The organism is Sulfitobacter sp. EE-36, assembly GCF_000152605.1.
GTDB classification, from domain to species: Bacteria; Pseudomonadota; Alphaproteobacteria; order Rhodobacterales; family Rhodobacteraceae; genus Sulfitobacter; species Sulfitobacter pontiacus.
Genome location: NZ_CH959310.1, coordinates 1,834,499 through 1,856,394, shown reverse-complemented (window position 1 = coordinate 1,856,394; position 21,896 = coordinate 1,834,499). Strand labels below are relative to the sequence as shown.

24 protein-coding genes are annotated in these 21,896 nt (G+C 62.5%); 12 read left to right on the top strand and 12 right to left on the bottom strand.

From position 1 onward, the window contains the following. The first annotated feature begins 4 nt into the window (after nucleotides 1-4). Entirely contained in the window at nucleotides 5-715 is a 711-nt protein-coding gene (locus tag EE36_RS11485) for a DUF1194 domain-containing protein (RefSeq protein WP_005852398.1), read from the top strand. After that, nucleotides 712-1,440 carry a DUF1194 domain-containing protein gene (locus EE36_RS11480; protein WP_005852396.1) on the top strand — a complete coding sequence of 243 codons (729 nt, stop codon included), beginning with the start codon at nucleotides 712-714 and terminating at the stop codon, nucleotides 1,438-1,440. The genes EE36_RS11485 and EE36_RS11480 overlap by 4 nt, the downstream gene beginning before the upstream one ends. Here EE36_RS11480 and EE36_RS11475 read toward each other — a convergent pair. The 3 genes from EE36_RS11475 to EE36_RS11465 all read right to left on the bottom strand — a co-directional run bounded on the left by EE36_RS11475 (nucleotide 1,434) and on the right by EE36_RS11465 (nucleotide 2,704). Further along, nucleotides 1,434-1,934, bottom strand: a complete 501-nt coding sequence (locus EE36_RS11475) for a MarR family winged helix-turn-helix transcriptional regulator (protein WP_039911822.1) — start codon at nucleotides 1,932-1,934, stop codon at nucleotides 1,434-1,436. The two genes, EE36_RS11480 and EE36_RS11475, sit on opposite strands and share 7 nt — an antisense overlap. Nucleotides 1,935-2,046: 112 nt before the next feature. After that, complete coding sequence (locus tag EE36_RS11470) at nucleotides 2,047-2,313, bottom strand: succinate dehydrogenase assembly factor 2 (RefSeq protein WP_005852390.1); 267 nt, start codon at nucleotides 2,311-2,313, stop codon at nucleotides 2,047-2,049. Further along, entirely contained in the window at nucleotides 2,306-2,704 is a 399-nt protein-coding gene (locus EE36_RS11465) for a helix-turn-helix domain-containing protein (protein ID WP_005852388.1), read from the bottom strand. Before EE36_RS11465 ends, EE36_RS11470 begins: the two co-directional genes overlap by 8 nt. Nucleotides 2,705-2,793: 89 nt before the next feature. Between EE36_RS11465 and EE36_RS11460 the strand changes: the two genes are divergently transcribed. Then, nucleotides 2,794-3,996, top strand: a complete 1,203-nt coding sequence (locus EE36_RS11460; RefSeq protein WP_005852386.1) for a pyridoxal phosphate-dependent aminotransferase — start codon at nucleotides 2,794-2,796, stop codon at nucleotides 3,994-3,996. 22 nt (nucleotides 3,997-4,018) lie between these two features. Then, on the top strand, nucleotides 4,019-4,414 hold the full coding sequence (locus EE36_RS11455) for a hypothetical protein (RefSeq protein ID WP_005852384.1): 396 nt from the start codon (nucleotides 4,019-4,021) through the stop codon (nucleotides 4,412-4,414). 29 nt (nucleotides 4,415-4,443) lie between these two features. Here the strand turns inward: EE36_RS11455 and EE36_RS11450 are convergent, their stop codons facing one another. Next, entirely contained in the window at nucleotides 4,444-5,817 is a 1,374-nt protein-coding gene (locus EE36_RS11450) for an MATE family efflux transporter (protein ID WP_005852382.1), read from the bottom strand. A 145-nt stretch (nucleotides 5,818-5,962) separates the two neighbouring features. Between EE36_RS11450 and EE36_RS11445 the strand changes: the two genes are divergently transcribed. Further along, nucleotides 5,963-7,108 (top strand): alpha/beta fold hydrolase, encoded by a 1,146-nt coding sequence (locus tag EE36_RS11445; protein ID WP_005852380.1) that lies wholly within the window; start codon nucleotides 5,963-5,965, stop codon nucleotides 7,106-7,108. Then, complete coding sequence (locus EE36_RS11440; protein WP_005852378.1) at nucleotides 7,105-7,977, top strand: alpha/beta fold hydrolase; 873 nt, start codon at nucleotides 7,105-7,107, stop codon at nucleotides 7,975-7,977. The genes EE36_RS11445 and EE36_RS11440 overlap by 4 nt, the downstream gene beginning before the upstream one ends. A gap of 24 nt (nucleotides 7,978-8,001) precedes the next feature. On the opposite strand, the gene EE36_RS11435 is transcribed toward EE36_RS11440, so the two are convergent. After that, nucleotides 8,002-8,673, bottom strand: a complete 672-nt coding sequence (locus EE36_RS11435) for a dimethylsulfonioproprionate lyase family protein (RefSeq protein ID WP_005852376.1) — start codon at nucleotides 8,671-8,673, stop codon at nucleotides 8,002-8,004. Nucleotides 8,674-8,823: 150 nt separating this feature from the next. On the opposite strand from EE36_RS11435, the gene EE36_RS11430 reads away from it, so the two are divergent. After that, on the top strand, nucleotides 8,824-10,785 hold the full coding sequence (locus EE36_RS11430; protein WP_005852372.1) for a type IIA DNA topoisomerase subunit B: 1,962 nt from the start codon (nucleotides 8,824-8,826) through the stop codon (nucleotides 10,783-10,785). Between the two features lie 239 nt (nucleotides 10,786-11,024). Here EE36_RS11430 and EE36_RS17475 read toward each other — a convergent pair whose 3' ends face one another. Beyond that, on the bottom strand, nucleotides 11,025-11,549 hold the full coding sequence (locus tag EE36_RS17475; RefSeq protein ID WP_146152946.1) for a hypothetical protein: 525 nt from the start codon (nucleotides 11,547-11,549) through the stop codon (nucleotides 11,025-11,027). A gap of 416 nt (nucleotides 11,550-11,965) precedes the next feature. Between EE36_RS17475 and EE36_RS11425 the strand changes: the two genes are divergently transcribed. Next, nucleotides 11,966-12,646 carry a hypothetical protein gene (locus EE36_RS11425; protein WP_005852368.1) on the top strand — a complete coding sequence of 227 codons (681 nt, stop codon included), beginning with the start codon at nucleotides 11,966-11,968 and terminating at the stop codon, nucleotides 12,644-12,646. Here the strand turns inward: EE36_RS11425 and EE36_RS11420 are convergent. Further along, entirely contained in the window at nucleotides 12,643-13,128 is a 486-nt protein-coding gene (locus tag EE36_RS11420) for a cytochrome c (RefSeq protein WP_254655579.1), read from the bottom strand. The two genes, EE36_RS11425 and EE36_RS11420, sit on opposite strands and share 4 nt — an antisense overlap. A 37-nt stretch (nucleotides 13,129-13,165) precedes the next feature. On the opposite strand from EE36_RS11420, the gene EE36_RS11415 reads away from it, so the two are divergent. Beyond that, nucleotides 13,166-13,600, top strand: a complete 435-nt coding sequence (locus EE36_RS11415) for a DMT family transporter (RefSeq protein ID WP_005852364.1) — start codon at nucleotides 13,166-13,168, stop codon at nucleotides 13,598-13,600. A gap of 6 nt (nucleotides 13,601-13,606) precedes the next feature. On the opposite strand, the gene EE36_RS11410 is transcribed toward EE36_RS11415, so the two are convergent. The 5 genes from EE36_RS11410 to proS all read right to left on the bottom strand — a co-directional run bounded on the left by EE36_RS11410 (nucleotide 13,607) and on the right by proS (nucleotide 18,445). Continuing rightward, a complete protein-coding gene (locus EE36_RS11410) occupies nucleotides 13,607-14,341 on the bottom strand; it encodes a calcium-binding protein (RefSeq protein WP_005852362.1) in 735 nt (244 codons plus the stop codon). 82 nt (nucleotides 14,342-14,423) lie between these two features. Then, nucleotides 14,424-15,107 (bottom strand): ABC transporter ATP-binding protein, encoded by a 684-nt coding sequence (locus EE36_RS11405; RefSeq protein ID WP_005852360.1) that lies wholly within the window; start codon nucleotides 15,105-15,107, stop codon nucleotides 14,424-14,426. Then, nucleotides 15,100-16,347, bottom strand: coding sequence for a lipoprotein-releasing ABC transporter permease subunit (locus EE36_RS11400; protein WP_005852358.1), 1,248 nt, complete (start codon nucleotides 16,345-16,347; stop codon nucleotides 15,100-15,102). Before EE36_RS11400 ends, EE36_RS11405 begins: the two co-directional genes overlap by 8 nt. Before the next feature lie 158 nt (nucleotides 16,348-16,505). Beyond that, complete coding sequence (locus EE36_RS11395) at nucleotides 16,506-17,018, bottom strand: DUF2937 family protein (RefSeq protein WP_005852356.1); 513 nt, start codon at nucleotides 17,016-17,018, stop codon at nucleotides 16,506-16,508. Between the two features lie 86 nt (nucleotides 17,019-17,104). Beyond that, a complete protein-coding gene (proS, locus tag EE36_RS11390) occupies nucleotides 17,105-18,445 on the bottom strand; it encodes a proline--tRNA ligase (protein ID WP_005852355.1) in 1,341 nt (446 codons plus the stop codon). Between the two features lie 172 nt (nucleotides 18,446-18,617). Between proS and EE36_RS11385 the strand changes: the two genes are divergently transcribed. From EE36_RS11385 to EE36_RS11375, 3 genes are all read left to right on the top strand, one after another. After that, nucleotides 18,618-19,979, top strand: coding sequence for an FAD-dependent oxidoreductase (locus tag EE36_RS11385; protein ID WP_005852353.1), 1,362 nt, complete (start codon nucleotides 18,618-18,620; stop codon nucleotides 19,977-19,979). 148 nt (nucleotides 19,980-20,127) lie between these two features. Beyond that, the gene (locus tag EE36_RS11380) at nucleotides 20,128-21,207 is read left to right on the top strand and encodes an AI-2E family transporter (RefSeq protein ID WP_005852352.1); all 1,080 of its coding nucleotides are present in this window, start codon (nucleotides 20,128-20,130) and stop codon (nucleotides 21,205-21,207) included. A 4-nt stretch (nucleotides 21,208-21,211) separates the two neighbouring features. Then, a complete protein-coding gene (locus tag EE36_RS11375) occupies nucleotides 21,212-21,895 on the top strand; it encodes a hypothetical protein (protein ID WP_005852349.1) in 684 nt (227 codons plus the stop codon). The last annotated feature ends 1 nt before the right edge of the window (nucleotide 21,896 follow it).

Genomic DNA, 21,896 nt, shown 5'->3' with positions numbered 1-21,896 from the left:
GCCGATGATCCGGGCGGCCTTCCTTGCCACAGCGCTGGGCGTCGCACCCGCGGCCCTTGCGGCGGCGGAGTGTCGGCTGGCGCTGCTGCTGGCGATGGATGTGTCCAGTTCGGTTGATGCGGTCGAGGACCGTTTGCAGCGTGGCGGCACCGCCGCCGCGTTGCTGTCAGACCCGGTGCGGCGGGCGTTTTTCGCCAGCGATCTGCCGGTGGCGCTGGCCGTTTATGAATGGTCGGGGCGCTATAACCAGCAGATGGTGCTCGACTGGCAGATGATAGACTCGCCCGACGATCTGACGCGCGCGGCGGGCGTGGTGGCGGGCAGCCAGCGCAGTCATAATGATTTTCCCACGGCCATGGGCTATGCGCTGGGGTTTGGTGCGGCGGTCATGGCGCGGGCACCGCGTTGTTTATACAAGACAATTGATCTGGCGGGGGATGGTCAGAACAACGAGGGCTTTGGCCCGCCGCTGGCCTATCGGTCGTTTGATTTCGACGATGTGACGGTCAACGGGTTGGTGGTGAATGCCGCCGATTTCGAGGCCGAGACAGGGCTGATCGCCTTTTACAAACGCGAAGTCTTGCACGGCCCCGGCGCGTTTCTGGTGATCGCCAACGGGTTCGAGGATTTTGAACGCGCCATGCGGATCAAGCTGGAACGCGAGCTGACGCCCCCTGCGATTGGCAGCCTGCCCGTGGTCGAGGACGCGGGATGATCCGCGCGGGGGTTGCGGCGCTTGTCGGCGCAACGCTTTGGGCGTCGGCTGGCGTGGCGGAGTGTCGGCAGGCCTTGGCCTTGGGGCTGGATGTGTCGGGGTCCGTCGATGCGCGGGAGTACCGCTTGCAATTGGACGGGGTTGCCGGGGCCCTGGACGATCCGGCGGTGCGCGCGGCGATCCTGTCGGCACCGGAGGCGCCGGTGTCCCTGTTGGTCTATGAATGGAGCGGCCCGACAGACCAGCGCGTTATTGCCCCGTGGCGGTCGATCCGTGATGCCGCCGCCCTGCAAGAGCTGATCGACGGGCTGCGACAGGTGGAGCGCGCGGCCGCGTCGCCCGGCACCGCGCTTGGCGTGGCGGTGGCAGCGGGGGCGGCCTATCTGGCGCAGCGGCCTGCATGTTTGAAGCACACGCTTGATATCTCGGGCGACGGGATATCCAACCTTGGGCCCCGCCCCCGTGACGTGAAACGACAGCTGGCGGGGCGTGATCTGACGGTGAACGCGCTGGTGGTCGAAGCGGCGGAGGGTGACAGCACGCTGACGGGGTATTTCATGGCAGAGGTGATCACCGGCCCCGGTGCCTTTGCCCTGCCCGCCGCGGGGTTTGATGCCTATCAATCTGCCATGACCACCAAGCTGCTGCGCGAGCTAGCGGTGCTGTCGCTGGCGCAACTGGCTGACGAAGCCCTGCCCGCCCTGCCCGCCCTGCGCGGTCAGTAGATATAGCGGATCTGGTCCGTCCAATAGCGTTCCATCCGTTTGAGCGCGCGGGTGATGTCATCCATGCCCGATGCGCCCAGCGCGCCCTTGTGCATCAGCCCGCTGGCGTGGCGACCAAACAGGTCTGACACGACGCCGCTGATGTGACGCCCCTTGCCGGTCAGCCGCACCCGAACCGAGCGGCGGTCGATCTGGCAGCGCTGGTGGTGCATATAGCCCATATCCACCAGTTTTTTCAGGTTATAGCTGACGTTGCTGCCCTGATAGTAGCCGCGGCTTTTCAGCTCACCGGCAGTGACTTCGTTGTCGCCGATGTTGAACAGCAGCAGCGCCTGCACGGCGTTGATGTCCAGCACGCCGACGCGTTCGAATTCATCCTTGATCACGTCCAGCAGCAGGCGGTGCAGCCGTTCAACCAGCCCGAGCGCATCAAGGTAGCTTTGCATGAATCCCGCCTCTGACGGGGGGACGGGAATGGGGTTTTGGATACTCATATTCAACTCCGACATTGCGATTGGGGCGGAAGCTGAAGATAAAAATAAAATATATCGTTAAACCGGACGGATGTCGGCGCGCGGGGGCCGACATCCGCAGGGGAAACCGCGCCTAAAGCGGGTTTGCAGCCAGATGAGTCTGGATGTCCGCGATCAGCGCGGTAAAGGGTTCGGGCGCAGGTGTTTGCCCCGTAACCCATTGATAAAGATCGTGATCATTCTCGCTCAGCATGTCGTCATACAGGGACAATGCCGCGTCATCCATCGTCGCGAGACGGGTTGCGGCATAAGAAGGTAAAATGAGATCCATTTCCTTAATACCTCGCCGCATGGAGCGCATATGCAGACGTTTGACCTTGTGTTCGTGCAGCTCAGCCATGGGTGTTCCCTTTGAAAATCCGGCGTAGTTTCTTTTCGAGACGGCCCATTTGTTCGGCCCGTTTCAACAGATCGGCGCGCATGTCGCGCAGTTCGATCAATGCTTCTTTGATATTGGCGTCGGTGGCGGCTGTGTCATCGGGGGCGTCGATGCCTTCGCCCTCGCCGTTGATCAGCCACATCATCGACACGCCCAGAACCCCGGCGAGCGTGGACAGGCGGTTGGCGCGGGGTTCGGACAGGTCGTCTTCCCAGCCGCGCAGGGTGGATTGCTTGATCCCCAACCGCTTGGCGAGCGCGGCTTGGGTCATATCCGCGTTCTCGCGCGCGGCGGCGACCCGGTCGCCAAAGGTTGCCACGTCGGATGCGTACCAGTCTTCGTTCTCGGCCATTGCGTCTCTCCTGTTTAGACCGATCTGGCTTGATCGGTTCGGGGGTGCGCCCTATGAGGGTGCTGCACACATATCAAACTGAGGCCGAAATGGAACTGCTGTCCAAGACCCTTGCGCGCGTAAAACCGTCGCCCACCATCGCCGTGACCCAAAAAGCTGCCGAGCTGAAGGCCGCAGGCAAGGATGTGATCGGGCTGGGTGCCGGAGAGCCGGATTTCGACACGCCGCAGAACATCAAGGACGCCGGTATCGCCGCCATCACCGCGGGCAAGACCAAATACACCGCCGTAGACGGCATCCTCGAGCTGAAGCAGGCGATTTGCGCCAAGTTCAAGCGCGACAACGGGCTGGACTATACGCCGTCTCAGGTCAGCGTCGGGACCGGTGGCAAGCAGATCCTGTACAACGCGCTGATGGCCACGATGAACCCCGGTGAAGAGGTCGTGATCCCTGCGCCCTATTGGGTCAGCTACCCCGATATGGTGCTGCTGGCCGGTGGCACGCCGGTGATTGCCCCCGCGACGCTGGAGAATGACTTCAAGCTGACGCCAGAGGCCTTGGAAGAGGCGATCACGCCCAACACGAAATGGTTCATCTTCAACTCGCCCTCGAACCCCACAGGCGCGGGCTATAGCTGGGATGAGCTAAAGGCGTTGACCGATGTGCTGGTGCGTCACGCCCATGTCTGGGTGATGACCGATGATATGTATGAACATCTGGCCTATGATGATTTCAAATTCTGCACCCCCGCGCAGGTGGAGCCCGCGCTGTATGACCGTACGTTGACGGTCAACGGTGTGTCCAAAGCCTATGCCATGACCGGCTGGCGCATCGGCTATGCGGCGGGGCCGGAAAAGCTGATCGGCGCGATGCGCAAGGTACAGTCGCAATCCACGTCGAACCCCTGCACCGTCAGCCAATGGGCCGCGGTGGAGGCGTTGAACGGCACGCAGGATTACATCGCCGAGAACAACAAGATGTTCACCCGCCGTCGCAATCTGGTAGTGGATATGCTGAGCGAGATCGACGGCATCGTCTGCCCCAAGCCCGAGGGCGCGTTCTATGTCTATCCGTCCATCGCGGGGTTGATCGGCAAGACCACCCCGTCGGGCGTCACCATCACCGATGACGAGGTTTTCGCCACGGCGCTGCTGGAAGACACCGGTGTTGCCGTCGTCTTTGGCGCGGCCTTTGGCCTGAGCCCGAACTTCCGCATCAGCTATGCCACCTCGGACGAGGCGCTGAAAGAAGCCTGCACCCGTTTGCAGCAGTTCTGCGCCGCGCTGAGCTAAGCCAGACCGTAAAGGAGCCCCCATGGCGAGCGACCTGCCAGAGTATTACTTTCGCGTGCGCGAGAATGGCGCGGCGGTGTTTCGCGTGGATGCAGAGAACCGCCAGCGGCGGATCGAGATGGACCAGATCGCCGTTGTGAACATCCGCAACGGCGAGATCAAACCCCAAGGCGATCGCGTGCTGTCAGACGGCGATCTGGAGCGTATCCGCCAGTGGATGACCGAGCGCGCACAGGTGCTGGCGCAACGCGACATCGACGATATCCACCGTGCGGTGGATTATCTGAACCTGACAACGCAGTGGGTGCAGTCAAAGGCCACGGACGACCAGCTTGATGCCGTCACGGACGCGCTGCTGTTAGCGATGCATGATCTGCGCAGCACGTTGGTGCGCAAGAAGGCCGACCGGCTACCCTAGGCGAAGCGGCTGCCGGTCAGCAGGTGGTGTTACGCGGCTGCGGGGTCTGTTGGCCCCAGACGTTTCAGCACGCTGCCCCAGAAGCGCGCGTTCAGCAGGATCGCCGCCACGCCAAGGCCAAAGACCAGCCCAAGCCAGACGCCGACCCCTTCAAGATCGAAGACGAAGCCCAGCAGATACGACGCGGGCATGCCCACGATCCAGTAGCTGAAGCCCGCAAGGAGCATCGGTACGGTGGTGTCCTGCACCCCGCGCAGAATGCCCAAGGCCACGGCCTGCGCGCCATCGACAAGCTGGAACAGTGACGCCATCGCCAGCAGCCCCACCCCGATCACAAGGATCTGGTCGCGCGCGGGTTCGTCACGTTGCATGAACAGGTTGATCAGCGGTTCGGGCCACATCACGAAGACAAAGATCGTCAACACTGCGACCAGCGCCGACATCACCGTCGCGGTGATCGCGCCACGCGCCAGATGCGCCGGATCGCGGCGGCCATAGGCGTTGCCTGCCCGAATGGTGGCCACGTTGCTGATACCGAGGTGCACCATAAAGGTGATTGATGCCAGTTGCAGCGCGATGCCGTGGGCGGCCAGCGCCACGGTTCCCAGCCAACCCATCATAACGGCGCTGGCGGCAAAGAGCCCGACCTCGCTGAGCCCCGTGAACCCAATGGGCAGGCCAAGGCGGAAAACACGGGCCAACATCTCCCAATCGGGGCGCCAGAGGCGGACAAACATCTGGTGTTGCGGCATTTTCCACAGCACATAGATCACCACGGCGACCAGCGACACGCTGTGCGACGTGACAGAGGCAATGGCCGCACCGCGCACGCCAAGCTCTGGCGCGCCCCAGTTGCCGAAGATGAACGCATAGTTGGCCAGCACATTCGCGACGCCCGCCAGCAGCGTAATCCACAGCACGACCTGTGTGCGTTCCAGCGCGGCGAGGTAGCTTTTCAGCACCATGACCATCAGCGCGGGGAAGATGCCCCAAGCAGCGATGAACAGATAGCCGTCGACCATATCGGCCAGTGCCTGATCCTGCCCCATCAACGCCATGATCGGCCGCGACCAGATCATCAGCGGCAGCGCCAGCACGGCAAAGCCCATCGACAGCCACATGCCCATGCGGGTGGCGCGACGCAGGCCGACCTCGTCGCCTTCGGCGTCAAAGGCCGCGACCAGCGGCATCACGCCCCATGCAAAGCCCGACCCGAAGATCAGCAGCACGAAGAAATAGGTGCTGGCGAGGGTGACAGCGGCCAGCGCCTCTACGCTGTACCAACCCGCCATGACCGTATCGGAGACCCCGATCGCGATCTGACCCAGATGCCCGCCTACAAGCGGAAGCCCCATCACGGTGATGGCTCGGGCGTGGCCCGGATATGTCATTTGCTGTGTCATGCGCCTTTCCTACGCCGCCCCGCCCGCAAGGGGAAGAGCCGATGACCTAGGGGAAGGCAGCGCGGCGGTTTGCGTGGTCGGGCGGGCTTGCACCCTGCGGCTGGCCGCGCCACAGTCGCGACACCGAAGTTGGGAGGATACCGCCTTGCACAACCGCATCGATCTGCTGCGCCCCGACGCGCCAGCGCTGGCGCAGCGTGGCCCCCATCCCGTCGGCGTGACCACCCTGACCGCCCCTGTGTCCGACACGCGCCAATTGACGCTTGAGGTCTGGTATCCGGCGGCGAAAGGCACTGGTGCGGGGACATCCTATGCCACCTTGCTGCGCGACGGGGTGACGCCGACTGTTTTGCACGGGTCGGCCTGCCGCGAGGCTTTTGTCGCCACGGGATTTTCAGCGCCGCTGATCGTGATCTCGCACGGGTATCCCGGGAACCGCTTTTTGCTGAGCCATCTGGCGGAATCCCTTGCGCGCCAAGGGTTTGTCGTGGCGGCACCGGATCACGCGGGCAGTACCTATGACGATCAGCAGGCCTTCGGGGTGACGTTGCTGAACCGTCCGCTGGACCAGCGCGCGGTGATTGACGCGATGGAGGCGCTGACGGGCCCCTTGGGCGATCTGGTCGATTGTCGCCGTGTCGGGCTGATCGGCTATTCCATGGGCGGCTACGGGGCGATGATCTTTGGCGGGGCCGGTCTGGCCGAGACGGCGATGCAGCATCCCCGCGCGCCCGAGGGCGGCAGCCTTGCGCGGCATCTTGCGGGGTCAAAGACCCACGCCGCCCTGCGCGACCCGCGGCTGTGCGCGATCATGCCCATCGGCCCTTGGGGCAACGGGCAGGCGATGTGGGATGCCGGTGGGCTGGCGCAGATGGACACGCCGCTGTTCATGATGGCCGGCACCGTCGATGATGTATCAGACTATGCCGCGATGCGCCGCCTCTTCACCAGCTGCGCCAGCGACCGCTATTTGTTAAGCTTTATCAACGCGGGCCATAATGCCGCCGCGCCGATCCCTGCCCCGCTGGAAAGCTGGGCGCATTCGGATCTGCTGGGGTGGGCACCGTTCCAGCACTATGCCGATCCGGTCTGGGACACGCTGCGCATGAACAACATCGCGCAACATTATGCGGCGGCCTTTATGGGCATGCATCTGCGCGGTGACGACACCGCCGGGATGCTGGACGGGGCTGACTGGCCCGGTTTCGCCCCGGGCTCCGCCGCAGGGCTGCGGCTGGAGCATTTGCCCGCCGGCCCCGCCCCGGACAAACCGAAAAGGAAGACGACATGACCGCCCATTGGACCGAAACCCGCCAGATCAACGGCAATTCTTTCTTTATCCGCCACTGGGGCGATGAGAACGCGCCCAAGCTGCTGATGCTGCACGGCTTTCCCGAATATTCGGGCGCGTGGAACGATCTGGCCCCGCTGCTGGCCAAGCGGTTCCATTGCATTGCCCCCGACCAGCGCGGCTACGGGCAAAGCTGGCGACCCGCCGAGGTAGAGCAGTATAAGACATCGAAGCTGGTGTCGGATATGGCGGCGTTGATCGGGGACGACCCCGTGATCCTGCTGGGCCATGACTGGGGGGCCTCTGTCGCCTATGCGCTGACCATCGGGCGGCCTGATCTGGTATCGAAGCTGATCATCATGAACGGCGTCCACCCCGCCCCCTTCCAGCGCGAGCTTGCCAAGGGCGGCGCGCAGACCGATGCGTCGCAATACATCCACTTCCTGCGCCGTGAGGGGTCGGAAGATATTCTGGCCGCGGATGATTTCGACAAGCTGATGGGGCTGTTCTCGGCGCATATGGATATGAGCTGGCTAGAGGGCGAGACGCTGGCGGGCTACAAGGACGCCTGGCGTGATGCGGCGGGACTGCGCGGGATGGTGAACTGGTATCGCGCCTCTCCGCTGAAGCTGGGGGCCGAGGGCGAGGCGATTGACGACGCGCTCAGCTTTGATCCGGCGCGGTTGCAGGTGCGCTGCCCGCATCTGCTGGTCTGGGGCACCGATGATACCGCGCTGCTGCCCGAGACGACCCGCGGGCTTGAGGACTACGCCCCTGACCTGACCCGCGTCACCATCGAGGGCGCGGATCACTGGCTGCATCACCAAAAACCGCAAGAGGTGGCGGAGGCCATTCTGAACTGGCTTTAGGCCACGCCTGCCCCGTCCCGCGTTTTACTTGCGCGCGCGGGTAAAGACCATTTTCTGCTGGTGCAGATCGGCAGGATCGCCCATCCACGCATAGGCCAGAAGCGCCGGTTCGCGGTCGCCCACAGTGATCCGGTGCAGATGTTCAGGCGGGTTAAAGATCATCGAACCGGGCACATAGACGCCCTGATGGTTCTCGGACACCGCGCCGGACAGGCAGACGTAGCTTTCGGTTATCCCCTTATGGGCATGGGCCGGATAGGTGCAGCCCGGCGCGAAGAGCACCACGCCCAGAATGATATCATGGCTGACCACCGGCCCCTGCGCCCCTGCCAGTTCGGCATAGGCATAGCTGTTGGTCAGCCCCTTGGGGACTTTCTCGTAGCCGTATTGCCAGCTGAGGTCATGGGCCACGGCATCCAGCGCCCGGACCGCGGGGGCCAAGGCCCCCTGCTTGCCCTCGTCCAGCGCGCGGCGCAGATGGGCGGTGACGGGCTTTTCCGCGCGCGGCTGCAACCGCAGTTCGGCATTGCCCCGCAGCAGCCTAGCGATGGCCTCGCGCGCCTTGCGTTGATGGCTTTTGATCCGGTCGCTGCCGCCCGCGGGCAGGTAGCGATAAAGCTCGTCACATTCCTGCATCATATAGCGCCAGTCGGGCACATCGCGCAGGGTGGTGGGGGCAGCGGTGTCAAACGTCATGGCAAGCCTTCCAACGGTTTCCTGCCCCGATGATAGCAAAGGCACAGCCGCAGGAAACACCGCATTGCGACGTCATCCGCCCTTCCCCCGACCATAGCGCTCTGGCATAGTGGGAGGCTCAACAAAAGCAACAGACAGGCAGGCCCCTACATGTCCGATCTTCTTTCCGGTGCGCAGAGCAACGCCAAGGAATATGATGCCTCTTCGATCCAGGTTCTTGAGGATATGGAGCACGTGCGCCTGCGCCCCGGCATGTACATCGGGGGCAAGGATGATCGCGCGCTGCACCATATGGTCGCGGAAATCATCGATAACTCGATGGACGAGGCCGTCGCGGGCCATGCCACCTGGATTGAACTGGAACTGCATGAAAACGGCCATGTCACCGTGCGTGACAACGGGCGTGGCATCCCCACCGATCCGCACCCCAAAGACCCCAGCAAATCGGCGCTGGAGATCATCTTTTGCACGCTGAACGCGGGCGGCAAATTCTCGGGCGATTCGTACGAGACTTCGGGCGGTCTGCACGGCGTGGGGTCGTCCGTGGTCAACGCGCTGTCGGATCACCTGCGGGTCGAGGTCGCGCGCAACCGCGAGCTGTTCGCGATGGAGTTTTCGCGCGGCATCCCCCAAGGCAAGCTTGAGAAAATCGGCGCGGCCCCGAACCGGCGCGGCACGGCTGTCACCTTCCACCCCGATGCAGAGATCTTTGGCCCGCTCAAGCTCAAGCCCGCGCGGCTGTTCGCGATGGCGCGGTCCAAAGCCTATCTGTTTTCCGGCGTCGAAATCCGCTGGAAATGCGGCCAGCAGGACGGCGACACCCCGCAAGAGGCGACGTTCCACTTCCCCGGCGGCCTGTCGGACTATCTGAACGAAACCCTGAAAGGGTCGACAACCTACGCCGAGCATCCCTTTGGCGGCACCGTCGACTTCCGCGAGAAGTTCAACGCACCGGGCAAGGTCGAATGGGCGATCAACTGGACGCCGTCGCGCGATGGCTTCATCCAGTCCTATTGTAACACCATCCCCACCCCCGAAGGCGGCACCCACGAGGCGGGCTTCTGGTCCGCGATCCTGAAAGGCGTCAAAGCCTATGGCGAACTGGTCGGCAACAAGAAGGCCGGCACCATCACCCGCGACGATCTGATCACCGGCGGCTGCGCGCTGGTGTCCTGCTTTATCCGCGAGCCTGAATTCGTCGGCCAGACCAAGGACCGTCTGGCGACGGTGGACGCGCAGCGCATGGTGGAAAACGCCGTGCGCGACCACTTTGACAACTGGCTGGCGGCGGATACCAAAAGTGCGGGGGCGATCCTTGATTTCCTTGTGCTGCGCGCCGAAGAACGCCTGCGCCGCCGTCAGGAAAAAGAGACCGCGCGCAAGACCGCCACGAAAAAGCTGCGCCTGCCCGGCAAGCTGACCGACTGTACCTCCAAGACCCGCGAAGGCACCGAGCTCTTCATCGTGGAGGGCGATTCCGCCGGTGGGTCCGGCAAGGGCGCGCGCAACCGGAACACGCAAGCCTTGCTGCCGCTGAAGGGCAAGATCCTTAACGTGTTGGGGGCCGCGTCGAGCAAGCTGAACACCAATGCCGAGATCAACGATCTATGCGAGGCGCTTGGCGTCGGGATGGGCACAAAGTTCAACCTTGATGACCTGCGCTATGACAAGATCATCATCATGACCGACGCGGATGTCGACGGGGCCCATATCGCGGCGCTGCTGATGACGTTCTTCTATACCCAGATGCGCCCGATGATTGACGCCGGGCACCTCTACCTAGCCTGTCCGCCGCTTTACCGTCTGACCCAAGGGGCCAAGCGCGTCTATGTGGCGGATGATGCGGAAAAGGACATGTGGCTCGAGAAAGGCCTGGGCGGCAAAGGCAAGATCGATCTGCAACGGTTCAAGGGTCTGGGCGAAATGGACGCGAAAGACCTGAAAGAGACCACGATGGACCCCACCACCCGCAAGCTGATCCGCGTCACCGTCGACGAAGACATGCCCGGAGAGACCGGCGATCTGGTCGAGCGTCTGATGGGGAAGAAGCCCGAGCTACGCTACCAGTATATTCAGGAGAACGCCCAGTTTGTGGAGGAGCTGGATGTTTGAGCGGGGGGTGGTACCCTTCCATTTCGGAACTTGAACCGAAATGGAAGGTAAGGGGTTATGCAGCGGCTTTCAAAACGCCTGATAGCTGCTGCTGTTCATTTGAACCAAACATTTCTGACTTCTTGAGTTCCGTGAGCCCAACTTTTTTAATTGCGCTCAGAAAAGCCTTGTAACTATCTTGTTCCCGTAGGCTGCAAGCCATAACAACTCTCCCGTACATAAAAACCTAACTCGGCATACTATGTGTCAGTTAGCAATTTGCTAACAAATAGCCATGATCCAACCATTTTGATATCCGAAAAGTGACCAAATTTAGTCATTTCCTCTGAAAAATTGCGGAACAAATCCAGATCAACTGGACTTCGGAAGTGGATTTTGACGTGCGGGCATACCAAGTCTCGATCACTTAAAGCCAAAACTGATTCGAATATTGAAGCTAGCAGGCGTGCATAATCATCGGCGCTATAGCTCCCTAAGTCATACTTTGGAGCAAGGATTAGGTTTCTAACACGCAAAACTCGACCGCTGAAGCGCGGAATGAATGCGCGGTTCACAAAGCACACAGCGTGGTGCTCCCCTGCAGCATCTACATGGGCATATACGCCGTTCCATCGTTCACCTGAACAAATCTCAATCTGTTCCCCTAAGAGCGGAATAGTAGCTGGCATATATGAAGAAAAATCTTCATCGAAATCGTGACACTGTTTTGCCCACTCCTCTAACAGATGTGCCCATGATCCGTCGTCGTGTAGAAGTTGCTTCATTCTTAACCTTTCCCAAAAGTGCTCAATCTATGCGGAAACAGCGTAAGCATAAAATACAACTTAAGCGATAGCTCACCGTGGCTTTAATAGAAATCCGCATTCTTTTCTTTGACAAAGTGCGTCTACGATCACTTGTTGCTCGTCCAATAAATGGTCTAATTGACAAATCTTACCCGACGGTTAACGACGAATTCATGCCCCCTCGATGCTGACGCATCCCCCCAGCCTCAAACTGTCCCCCGGACAGTTTGCAAGACGGCCTCCGCCCCAGGGTCAGGCGCGGCCCTTAACATCTGTTCCGCAGGATATCTGCTCCGCCCATTCGATCCTGAAACCTTCCCTCGGAAGATTGCAACACGGGCCTCACGTCAAAAATACCGCTTGATCCGCCCTGCGCTTTCACTCAACGTTTCGCCATGATCCGCGCCTTCATCCTCCTCATGTTTCTGGCCTCTTGCGGGCGGCCGTTGACCCAGAATGAGCTGCTGTTCGCGGGGGACATCATGGGGGATACGCTCAATTACCCCAAGGTGCGGCTGCATGACGGGTCGCCCTCGCGCGGGGTGACGATGACGCGCAAGGCGCGGCCGCGCACGACCTGTCGCGAGCGTATCCTGCCGCCCGAAAAGGTCGGCGAGGTGATCACCACCAAACCCGCCGCCGTGGCGCTGTGGAATACGGTGCTGTTTGACGAAGACTGGTATCTGGACGATTACCTGCCCGACTATCCCGACCGGATCGGGCTGATCGCGGCGATGATCTTTGCCCATGAGTTGACCCATATCTGGCAGTGGCAGAACCGCAAGACGACGGGCTATTCGCCGCTGCGTGCGGCGTTTGAACATGGCGGCGGCGCGGACCCGTATCTCTTTGATCTGGAGAGCGACCCGAAGTTTCTGGATTTTGCCTTTGAACAACAAGGCTCTATCGTCGAGGAATTCGTCTGCTGTCGCGCGTTGGACCCGCAGGCGCCGCGCACCAAACGGCTGCATGCGCTGATCTCGCAAGAAATGCCCGTAGCACCCCTGCCCCAAAGCCGGCCCTATGCGGTGCGGATGCCCTGGGACGGGGTCGAGGTGAACGGGATCTGTAGTTAACGCTGGATGCTTTCCAGATAGACCAGCAGCCCTGCCAGCACCCTTGGTGTGGGCGTCAGCTGGCCATCCAGATCGACAGGCACCAGATCCAGCGCCATGCCCTCGCCAAACTGCGGCATCACCCGTTGCAGGTGGCTGTCTGTGGCACCGCCCGCAGGGTCGCCGTAGATGTAGGCCAGCGTTCTGGTCTGCGGAAACCGCCCGCCATTGTCGCGCGCCAGTAAGGTCAGGTCGCGGGGCTGCGGGCGAAGGCCCTTGGCCGCGGCACCGGCCCCTTGGGCGTTCACCCCGTGGCATTGCACACAGTTTTCGGCAAAAAATGCCGCCCCTTCCGCGCGGTCGGGGGCGTCGGGCGGGGTCTGTGCGGTCATACAGGCGGCCAGCCCCAAGAACAGCGGCACGCCGAGGGCGATTGTGGTTTTCATCATATGATCCTCCGGTAGGTCACGGGGATGCTTGCCCTTGGCGGGGGTCTTCGCCATGATCTGGATCAAGAAACGGGAAAGATTAGGAATACTCATGGCGCATTATGCAGTTGTGATGCTTTTGGCCGGGGTTGGCATTCCCGTTCTGGCCGCGTTGAACGCAGGGCTTGGCAGCCGGATCGGATCCCCCGCGGCAGCGGCTACGGTGCTGTTTGTGGTGGCGTTCACCGTCAGCTTGCTGGTCGCGATGCTGGTGGGGCGGCAAGGGTTTGCGCAGATCCCCGCGGCCCCGAAGCATCTGCTGCTGGCCGGATTTCTGGTAGCCTTCTACATCCTGTCGATCACCTTTATCGCGCCGCATTTCGGCGTCGGCAATGCGGTGTTCTTTGTTCTGGTGGGCCAGCTTTTCAGCGCCGCGGCGATTGACCATTTCGGGCTGTTCGGCGCGCAGGTGGCACCCTTGGGGGCCGCGCGGGCCGCTGGCATCGCCTTGATGTGTGCCGGTGTCTGGTTGACCCAGCAAGCCTGAGGTCGATCAGGCCTCGTCTTGTAGCGGGTTGGTCAGCACAAAGAGGATTTCATCCTCCGCCAAGGGGTTTTCGATCCCCGGCAGGGTGATGGTGAGCCCTGTGCTGAGCGTGACCGTCAACTCTCCATCCGCGACGGTCTGATCGGTGACAGAGGCGTTTTCATCGTCGGTTTCGACAATCAGCGCATCGGTGCCCACGTCATAATCGGTGACCGTGATCCCGCCTGTGGCACCGTAGATCGCGGTGAAACTGTCCGCGCCCGTGCCCCCGATGCCGGTGTCATTCGCCCCCAATCGCAGGCTGTCGTCGCCGTCTTCGCCGATCAGCTCGTCCGCGACCCCGTCGTCGCTGCCGTCTTGGGCGTTGACCCCGCCCGAAAGCGTGTCATTGCCCTGCCCGCCAAACAGGATGTCGCGCCCGTCGGTGCCTTGCAATGTATCATCCCCCGCCGTGCCGGTTTGCGACTGTGCCTCATCCTCGGGCGGTTGCGCGGTGTCGTCGATCGTCTCGACCGCTGGATCCTCCGCGGTCGGGACATCGGTTGGCGCGTCGGCTTCAGGATCTGCCGGGTCGGGGGTCAGCGCGTCGTCCATGCCTGCGCCCGTGGTCGTCCCCATATCGGGCGTGCCGATGGGGATTTCTTCGTCCTCGGGCTCATCCTCCGTATCATCGCCAAACGGGTCAAACACGGCCAGCATCGGGCCGAAAGCGGCAAAGAGCATGACGAGCAAAGGTGACATGGTAGCATCCTGTTTTGACACAGTTTGCCCCCTGCTCGTGGCACCAGTTGGGTCTGGGTAAGGATAAATTAAGGCAGCCGCCTTAAAGCGCGACGAGCTGCCCTGCTTCAAGCCGGATCTGGCGGTCCATCCGCGCGGCAAGCTCGAGGTTATGGGTCGCGATCACCGCCGACAGCCCCGTGCCCCGCACCAGCGTCATCAACGCGGCAAAGACCTGATCCGAGGTGGTCGGATCAAGGTTGCCTGTGGGCTCATCCGCCAGCAGCAGCCGCGGCGCATTGGCCAGCGCACGACAGAACGCGACCCGTTGCTGTTCGCCCCCCGACAGCGCCGCCGGGCGGTGGTCGGCGCGGTGGCCGATGCCGACCTCGTCCAACAGTGACAGCGCACGGGTCTGCGCCTCGGACTGCGAGACACCGTTCGCCAGCTGCGGCAGGACGATGTTTTCCAACGCGGAAAATTCAGGCAGCAGGTGGTGGAACTGATAGATAAACCCCACATCGCGCCGCCGCACGCCGGTGCGTTTGCGATCGGACTGCCCTGTCATATCGGTGCCACCGATTTCAACCGTCCCCGCGTCGGGCGTGTCCAGCAGACCCGCGATATGCAGCAGCGTCGACTTGCCCGCGCCAGAGGGGGCGACCAGTGCGACGACCTCTCCGGCGGCGACGGTCAGGTCGATGCCGCGCAGCACGTTGACTTCGTTCGGTTGGCCGGGGTTGTAGGATTTGCCAATCCCCGAGAGCCGCAAAACAGGATCATTCATAGCGCAGCGCCTCGACTGGGTTCATGCGCGCGGCACGGCGCGCGGGGAAGATGGTGACGACGAAGGACAGGCCAAGGGACAGGCCGATGGCCGACATCACGTCACCGAATTGCAGTTTGGCGGGCAGGAAGTAGATGCCGCGGATCGACGGATCCCATGCGTTGCCCCCCGAGAGGTAGTTCACGACGGCAAAAATCTGATCGACATAGAGCGCGAAGAGACAGCCAAGGATCACCCCCATCGCAGTGCCGATGATGCCCGTGAAGGCCCCGCAGATGAAGAACACGCGCAGGATCGACCCTTCGCTTAAGCCCATGGTGCGCAGGATCCCGATGTCGCGCCCCTTGTTCTTGACCAGCATGATCAGGCCCGAGACGATATTCATCGCCGCGATCAAGACAAGGATGCTGAGGATCACGAACATCACGCGGTCCTCGATATCCAGCGCGCTTAAAAACGAACCCGACGCATCGCGCCATGTCCAGATCAGGCCGCGTTCCCCCGCAGCGGATAGCAGCGGCACGGTCAGATCATCCACGCTATCGGGGTTTTCGACCATCACCTCAAGCTCGTCGGCGACGCCTTCGCGGTTGAAGAAGGACTGCGCCTCGGCCAAAGGCAGATAGGCGCGGGTGCGGTCGATGTCATAGCGACCGGCCGAGAAGATATAGGTCACCTCGTAGCCATTCACGCGGGGCGAGGTGCCAAAGGCGGTTTTCACCCCGTTCGGAGAGATGATCTTGATCGTGTCGCCCAAGCCGACCCGCAGCGCCTGCGCCACGCCGGACCCGATGGCGATGCCCTGTTCGAAATCGGCCAGATCGCCATCGGCGGTTTCGGGATTGGCGATGCGCGGGATATTGGCCAGATCGGCGGCCTCAATGCCGAAAATCTCGATCCCCGCGTTGGCCTGACCCTTGTTGGCCATCACCTGACCGCGCACCAAAGGGGCCACCTGTGTCACGCCCGGCACCTGGGCCACACGCGCGGCCATCTCGGTGTAATCGGGTATCCCCGTCTGGGACACGCCGTTCTCATCCACCGACGCCATATTATACACGGTCACATGGGCATTGGCCCCAAGGATCGTATCGACAAATTCAGCCCGAAAGCCCGACCGCACGGCAAGGGTCGCGATCAGGGCAAAGACCGCCAGCGTGATCCCGATCAGGCTGATCCAGGTCATCACGCTCACGCCGCCTTCGGCGCGGCGCGCACGCAGATAGCGCCAGGCGATCATCCATTCAAAAGGGGCGAAGGGCGGTGTCGAGGATACTGGTTTGGCCAAGGGATGGTTCCGATCTGGGATCAATCGCGCGCAACCTCGCGGTTTCGGCGCATCGGGTCAAGCGAGGAGTGGTCGAGCGGCAGGGTGTACCGCAGGTAAAGCTGCGCGTGTCAGCGGCCCTGCGCCGGTATGCGGGCACCGCGCCGCCGGAACGGGGCGCGTAACAGTCGCAGCAGCGCCCCCAGCCCCAAGCCGCCCGCGACAAAGCCCGCACCCGCAAACACCACCCCGGCAAAGTTCAACGGTACAGCGGGCTGAAACGCCTGCCACGCCGCCCCCGCGATCTGCGGGTCCGACATCTGCGGCAGATGGTAGGCGCGCATGAAAGGCCCCTGCCCCTGCAATCGGGTCAGGGCGGTTTGCAATGTCTCGTAGCGGGCAAAGGTCGTGGCCATATCGGCGCGGCGACGCTCCATAAAGTCGGTGCCGGTCATCTGCGCCAAGGCATCGCTGCGCGACAGGCCGACCGCTTGGGCGCTGGCATCGAAATCGGCAACGACCTCGTGCAGCGCATCGACCGCCCCGCCCAACCGTTGCAGATATTGCTGTGAGTATTCGGGGAATTGCGAGGTCACCGCCGCGCCCGCCACACCGCCAGCAAGGGTCAGCGCCCGCAGGATCATGAAATGCCCCAAAGGTCCGTTACGCAGCGCTTCATGATCCGCCCCCGTTCTTCAAGGCCCGTTGTTACAAGGCCCCTCGTTAAAGGTTAAGCGATACCGCGATAAATCCCGGCGATCTTTTCGATCGCGGCCTCGGGCGTCATCTCTTCGCTTTCGCCGGTGCGGCGCGAGGTCAGCTCGACCACACCGTTTTTCAGCCCCCGCGGCCCGACGGTGATCCGCCATGGCAGACCGATCAGGTCCATCGTCGCGAATTTGCCACCCGCGCGTTCCTTGGTGTCGTCATACAGCGGGTCCAGACCCAGAGCCTGCAGGCTGGCATACAGCGCGTTACAGGCCGCATCCGCCTGTTCGTCGCCCTGCTTGAGGTTCACAATCCCCACATGGAACGGCGTCACGCCTTCGGGCCAGATGATGCCCTTGTCGTCATGCGATGCCTCGATGATCGCGCCCAGCAGACGGCTGACGCCGATGCCGTGCGACCCCATGTGCACCGGCACAGGCTTGCCGTCGGGCCCCTGTACGGTCGCCCCCATCGGTTCGGAATATTTGGTCCCGAAATAGAAGATCTGCCCCACTTCGATCCCGCGCGCGCTGCGCTGGCGTTCAGCGGGGACTTCGGCAAAAAGCGCTTCGTCATGGGTCTCGTCCGTGCGGGCATAGCGCGAGGTGAACTCCTCCATCACGGCCTGACACTGGTCGACGGAATCATAATCGATCTCGCGGTCGCCGAACTTCAGCTCGGTGATCTGGCTGTCATAGAACACCTCGGATTCGCCGGTTTCCGCCAGCACGAGGAATTCATGCGTGTCGTCGCCGCCGATCGGGCCGGAGTCCGCGCGCATCGGGATCGCCTGGAGCCCCATGCGTTCATAGCTGCGCAGATAGGTCACCAGATGGCGGTTATAGGCGTGCAGCGCATCTTCTTTCGTCAGATCAAAGGTATAGCCGTCCTTCATCAGGAACTCGCGGCCCCGCATCACGCCGAAACGGGGGCGGACCTCGTCGCGGAATTTCCACTGGATGTGGTACAGCGTCATCGGCAGGTCCTTGTACGACCCGACGTGGCTGCGGAAGATATCGGTGATCATTTCCTCGTTCGTGGGGCCGTAAAGCATATCGCGGTCCTGACGGTCCTTGATGCGCAGCATCTCGGGGCCGTAGGCGTCAAAGCGGCCGGATTCCTTCCACAGGTCCGCCGATTGCAGCGTCGGCATCAGCATCGGGATGTGGCCCGCACGCTGCTGTTCTTCGTGCACGATGGTTTCGATCTTGCGCAGCACCTTGAAGCCAAGCGGCAACCACGAATAGATCCCCGCCGCCGATTGCTTGATCATGCCCGCCCGCAGCATCAACCGGTGGCTGACAATCTGCGCCTCAGAGGGGTTTTCCTTGAGCACAGGCAAAAAATAACGGGACAGACGCATGATGATCCTCTCAGAGTGAATTGGCACCTGACTATGATAATCCCCGCGCCGAGACAATCACGAACAGAAGGGGCACCAACAGCGGGACACCAGGTCCCGCGTCCCGCAACCGATTGACCCTCGGCGCACAGACGCGTTTGTTGTCAGCGGCACAAAACAAAAAGGACGCCCCATGACCATGATCCTAGAGCCCGCGCGCGAAACCCCTGTGATCCACGAGACCGGCGTGCTGGTGATCGGCTCCGGCCCCGGTGGTCTGGCCGCGGCCCTTGCCGCCGCCCGCGCCGGGGCAGAGGTGACGCTGCTCGACCGGTTCGGCTGCTTTGGCGGCAATATCACCGTGGTCGGGGTCGAAGGCTTTGCCTGGTACCGCCATGAACAGACGATAGAGGCCGGCGGCATCGGCTGGGAATTCGAGGAACGCGCCAAGGCGATGGGGGCTGCCAGCCCTGAATCCCAATCGCTCAGCTACGAGCTGGACAGCGAGGGGTTCAAACTTGTCGCCGACCGGCTGGTAACCGAAGCAGGCATCCACCCGATGCTGCACCGTCAGTTCGCAGCCCCCATCATGGAGGGCGACACGATCCGGGGCGTCATCGTCGAATCAAAAGCGGGCCGCGAGGCGATCCTCGCCAAAATCGTGATCGATGCCACGGGCGACGCCGATGTCGCCCACCGTGCAGGTGCCCCGACCTACAAGACCCCGGTCGAGGAGATGCAGGCCGCCTCGGTCATGTTCCACATCGCGGGCGTCGATAAGGCGGCCTTCATGGCGGGGGTCAAGGCCGACCCGCAAACCTATGCCAATTGGTCCACAGGCGAATGGGTGGTCGAAACCGATGGCAAGGAAGACGCGATGTTCTCTCCGTTTCTGGCCAAACCCTTTGCCCAGGCCATCCGCGACGGGCGTATGCCCGCCAACCTCAATACCATCGGGGGCACATGGGGCGCTGTGCATGACAGTGGCGAAATGACCTATATGAACCTCGTCCACCTTGCGGAATGCGACGGCACCGACCCCGACAGCATGACCCGCTTCGAGATCGAGGGCCGCGCGCAAGCGATGCACGCGATTGACGCGCTCAAGGCCTATACGCCGGGCTGCGAGACCGCGCGGCTGCGCAATTTCGGCATGAGCATCGGCATCCGCGATACGCGCAAGATCGACGCGGTCTACAATATGACCGAAACCGACGTGCGCCAGCAGGCCCGTTTTGACGACAGTATCGGCATCTACCCCGAGTTCATCGACGGCTACGGCGTGTTGATCATCCCCACCACGGGGCGCTACATGCATATCCCTTACCGTGCGATGCTGCCCAAAGGGGTGAAGAATCTGCTCGTCGCGGGCCGCGCCATCGGCGGCGATAAAATCGCCCATGCCGCCACGCGCAACATGGCGTGCTGCACAGTGGCGGGCCAAGGCGCGGGCGTCGCGGCGGCCATCGCGCTGGCTTCGGGCTGCCCGCTGGACGCCGTGCCGCTGGAGCGCGTGCAAAAAACCCTGCAAGATCAGGGCGTCCGCCTGCATTGACCGCGCCACGCCCGCTTCCAAATGGCTTTAAATCCTCGCCGAAGGCACCTGCCCTATCGGCGGGTGCTGCCGATCCATTTCACCACGGGCCTTGAAAAATCGCCCCCGTTGCGCAATGTCGACCGAAACCAGAATGCGAGGATGCGGCATGGGCCTGCCTATCAGAGATCAGATGAAATACTGGGGTGTCGCGGGGGCGCTTTTTCTGGTGTTCCTGTGGTTCACCGGTGACGTGCTGCTGCCGTTTCTGATCGGGGCGGCGATTGCCTATTTCCTGGATCCCGTGGCCGACCGGCTTGAAGCCATGGGGCTGAGCCGCGCGATGGCCACGATGGTGATCACGCTTGTCGCCCTGCTGATCTTTGTGCTGATGGCGCTGCTGGTGATCCCGACCTTGATCAATCAGGCCATCAACCTGTTCGAGGTCGCCCCCGAGCTGACCCGCAATTTCACCAATTTCCTGACCGAACGTTTCCCCGCCCTGCTGGACGAAGGATCGACGCTGCGCAGCTCGATCAACTCTATCGGGTCGACCATTCAGGAACGGGGCGGCGAGGTGCTAAACACGGCGATCTCCTCGGCGGCGTCGCTGCTGAACGTGATGGTGCTGTTTGTGATCGTGCCGGTGGTTGCCGTCTATCTGCTGCTGGACTGGGACCGTATGGTCGCCCAGATCGACCGTTTGCTGCCACGCGACCACGCGCCGGTGATCCGTCGTCTTGCGCGTGACATCGACCGCACGCTGGCAGGGTTCATCCGCGGCATGGGCACCGTCTGCCTGATTTTAGGCGCCTATTATGCCATCGCGCTGATGCTGGTGGGGCTGCAATTCGGCCTTGTCGTGGGCTTTATCGCGGGTCTGGTCACCTTCATCCCCTATCTCGGCGCGGTTCTGGGCGGTGCCTTGGCCATCGGTCTGGCGCTGTTCCAGTTCTGGGGGGATTGGTTCTCGATCGGGATGGTGGCGGGCATCTTCGTGCTTGGCCAGATGATTGAAGGCAACTTCCTCACCCCCAAGCTGGTGGGCAATTCGGTCGGGCTGCATCCGGTCTGGCTGATCCTCGCGCTGTCGGTCTTTGGCTCCTTGTTCGGCTTTGTCGGCATGCTGGCCGCCGTGCCGATTGCCGCCGCCCTTGGCGTGATTGCACGCTTCGCGACCGAGCAATATGTCGAAAGCTCGCTCTATCAGGGCACGCAGCGCAAGACCTTGGACGAAACGGCGGACTGACACGATGGCACAACAGCTTGGACTTGACCTTCCCAGCCGCCCCGCACTGGGACGGGACGACTTTTTCGTCGCCCCGTCCAACGCGATTGCCGTGGCCATGATCGAGGGCTGGCAGGCCTGGGCGGGGCGCAAGATGGTGCTGACCGGCCCGCCCGGATCAGGCAAGACCCATCTGGCGCATGTCTGGGCCAATCTGTCCGGCGCAGGTATCATCGACGCGCGCGACATTGCCACGGGCGATATCCCCGCGCTAGCCCAAGGCCCGCTCGCGGTCGAGAACGTCCCCGACATCGCGGGCGATAATGCGGCCGAGACGCATCTTTTCCACCTGCACAATCTGGTGCTGGCCGAAGGCCATAGCCTGCTGCTGACCGGCACCCCGGCGGTGCCCCAATGGGGGCTGCATCTGCCTGATCTGACCAGCCGTATGCGCGCGGCGACGGCGGCCGCACTTGAAGCGCCCGATGACAGCCTGCTCACGGCCGTCATGGCCAAGCTGCTGGCCGACCGCCAACTGACCCCCAAACCCGATGTGATCCCCTATCTGCTGCTGCGCATGGACCGGTCTTTCGCCGCCGCGGGTGATCTGGTCGCGGCCCTGGATGCCGCCAGTCTGGCGCAACAAAAGCCGGTGACACGGGCGCTGGCCGCACAAGTGCTGGACAATGGGTTTAACGCCGCGCGATAAT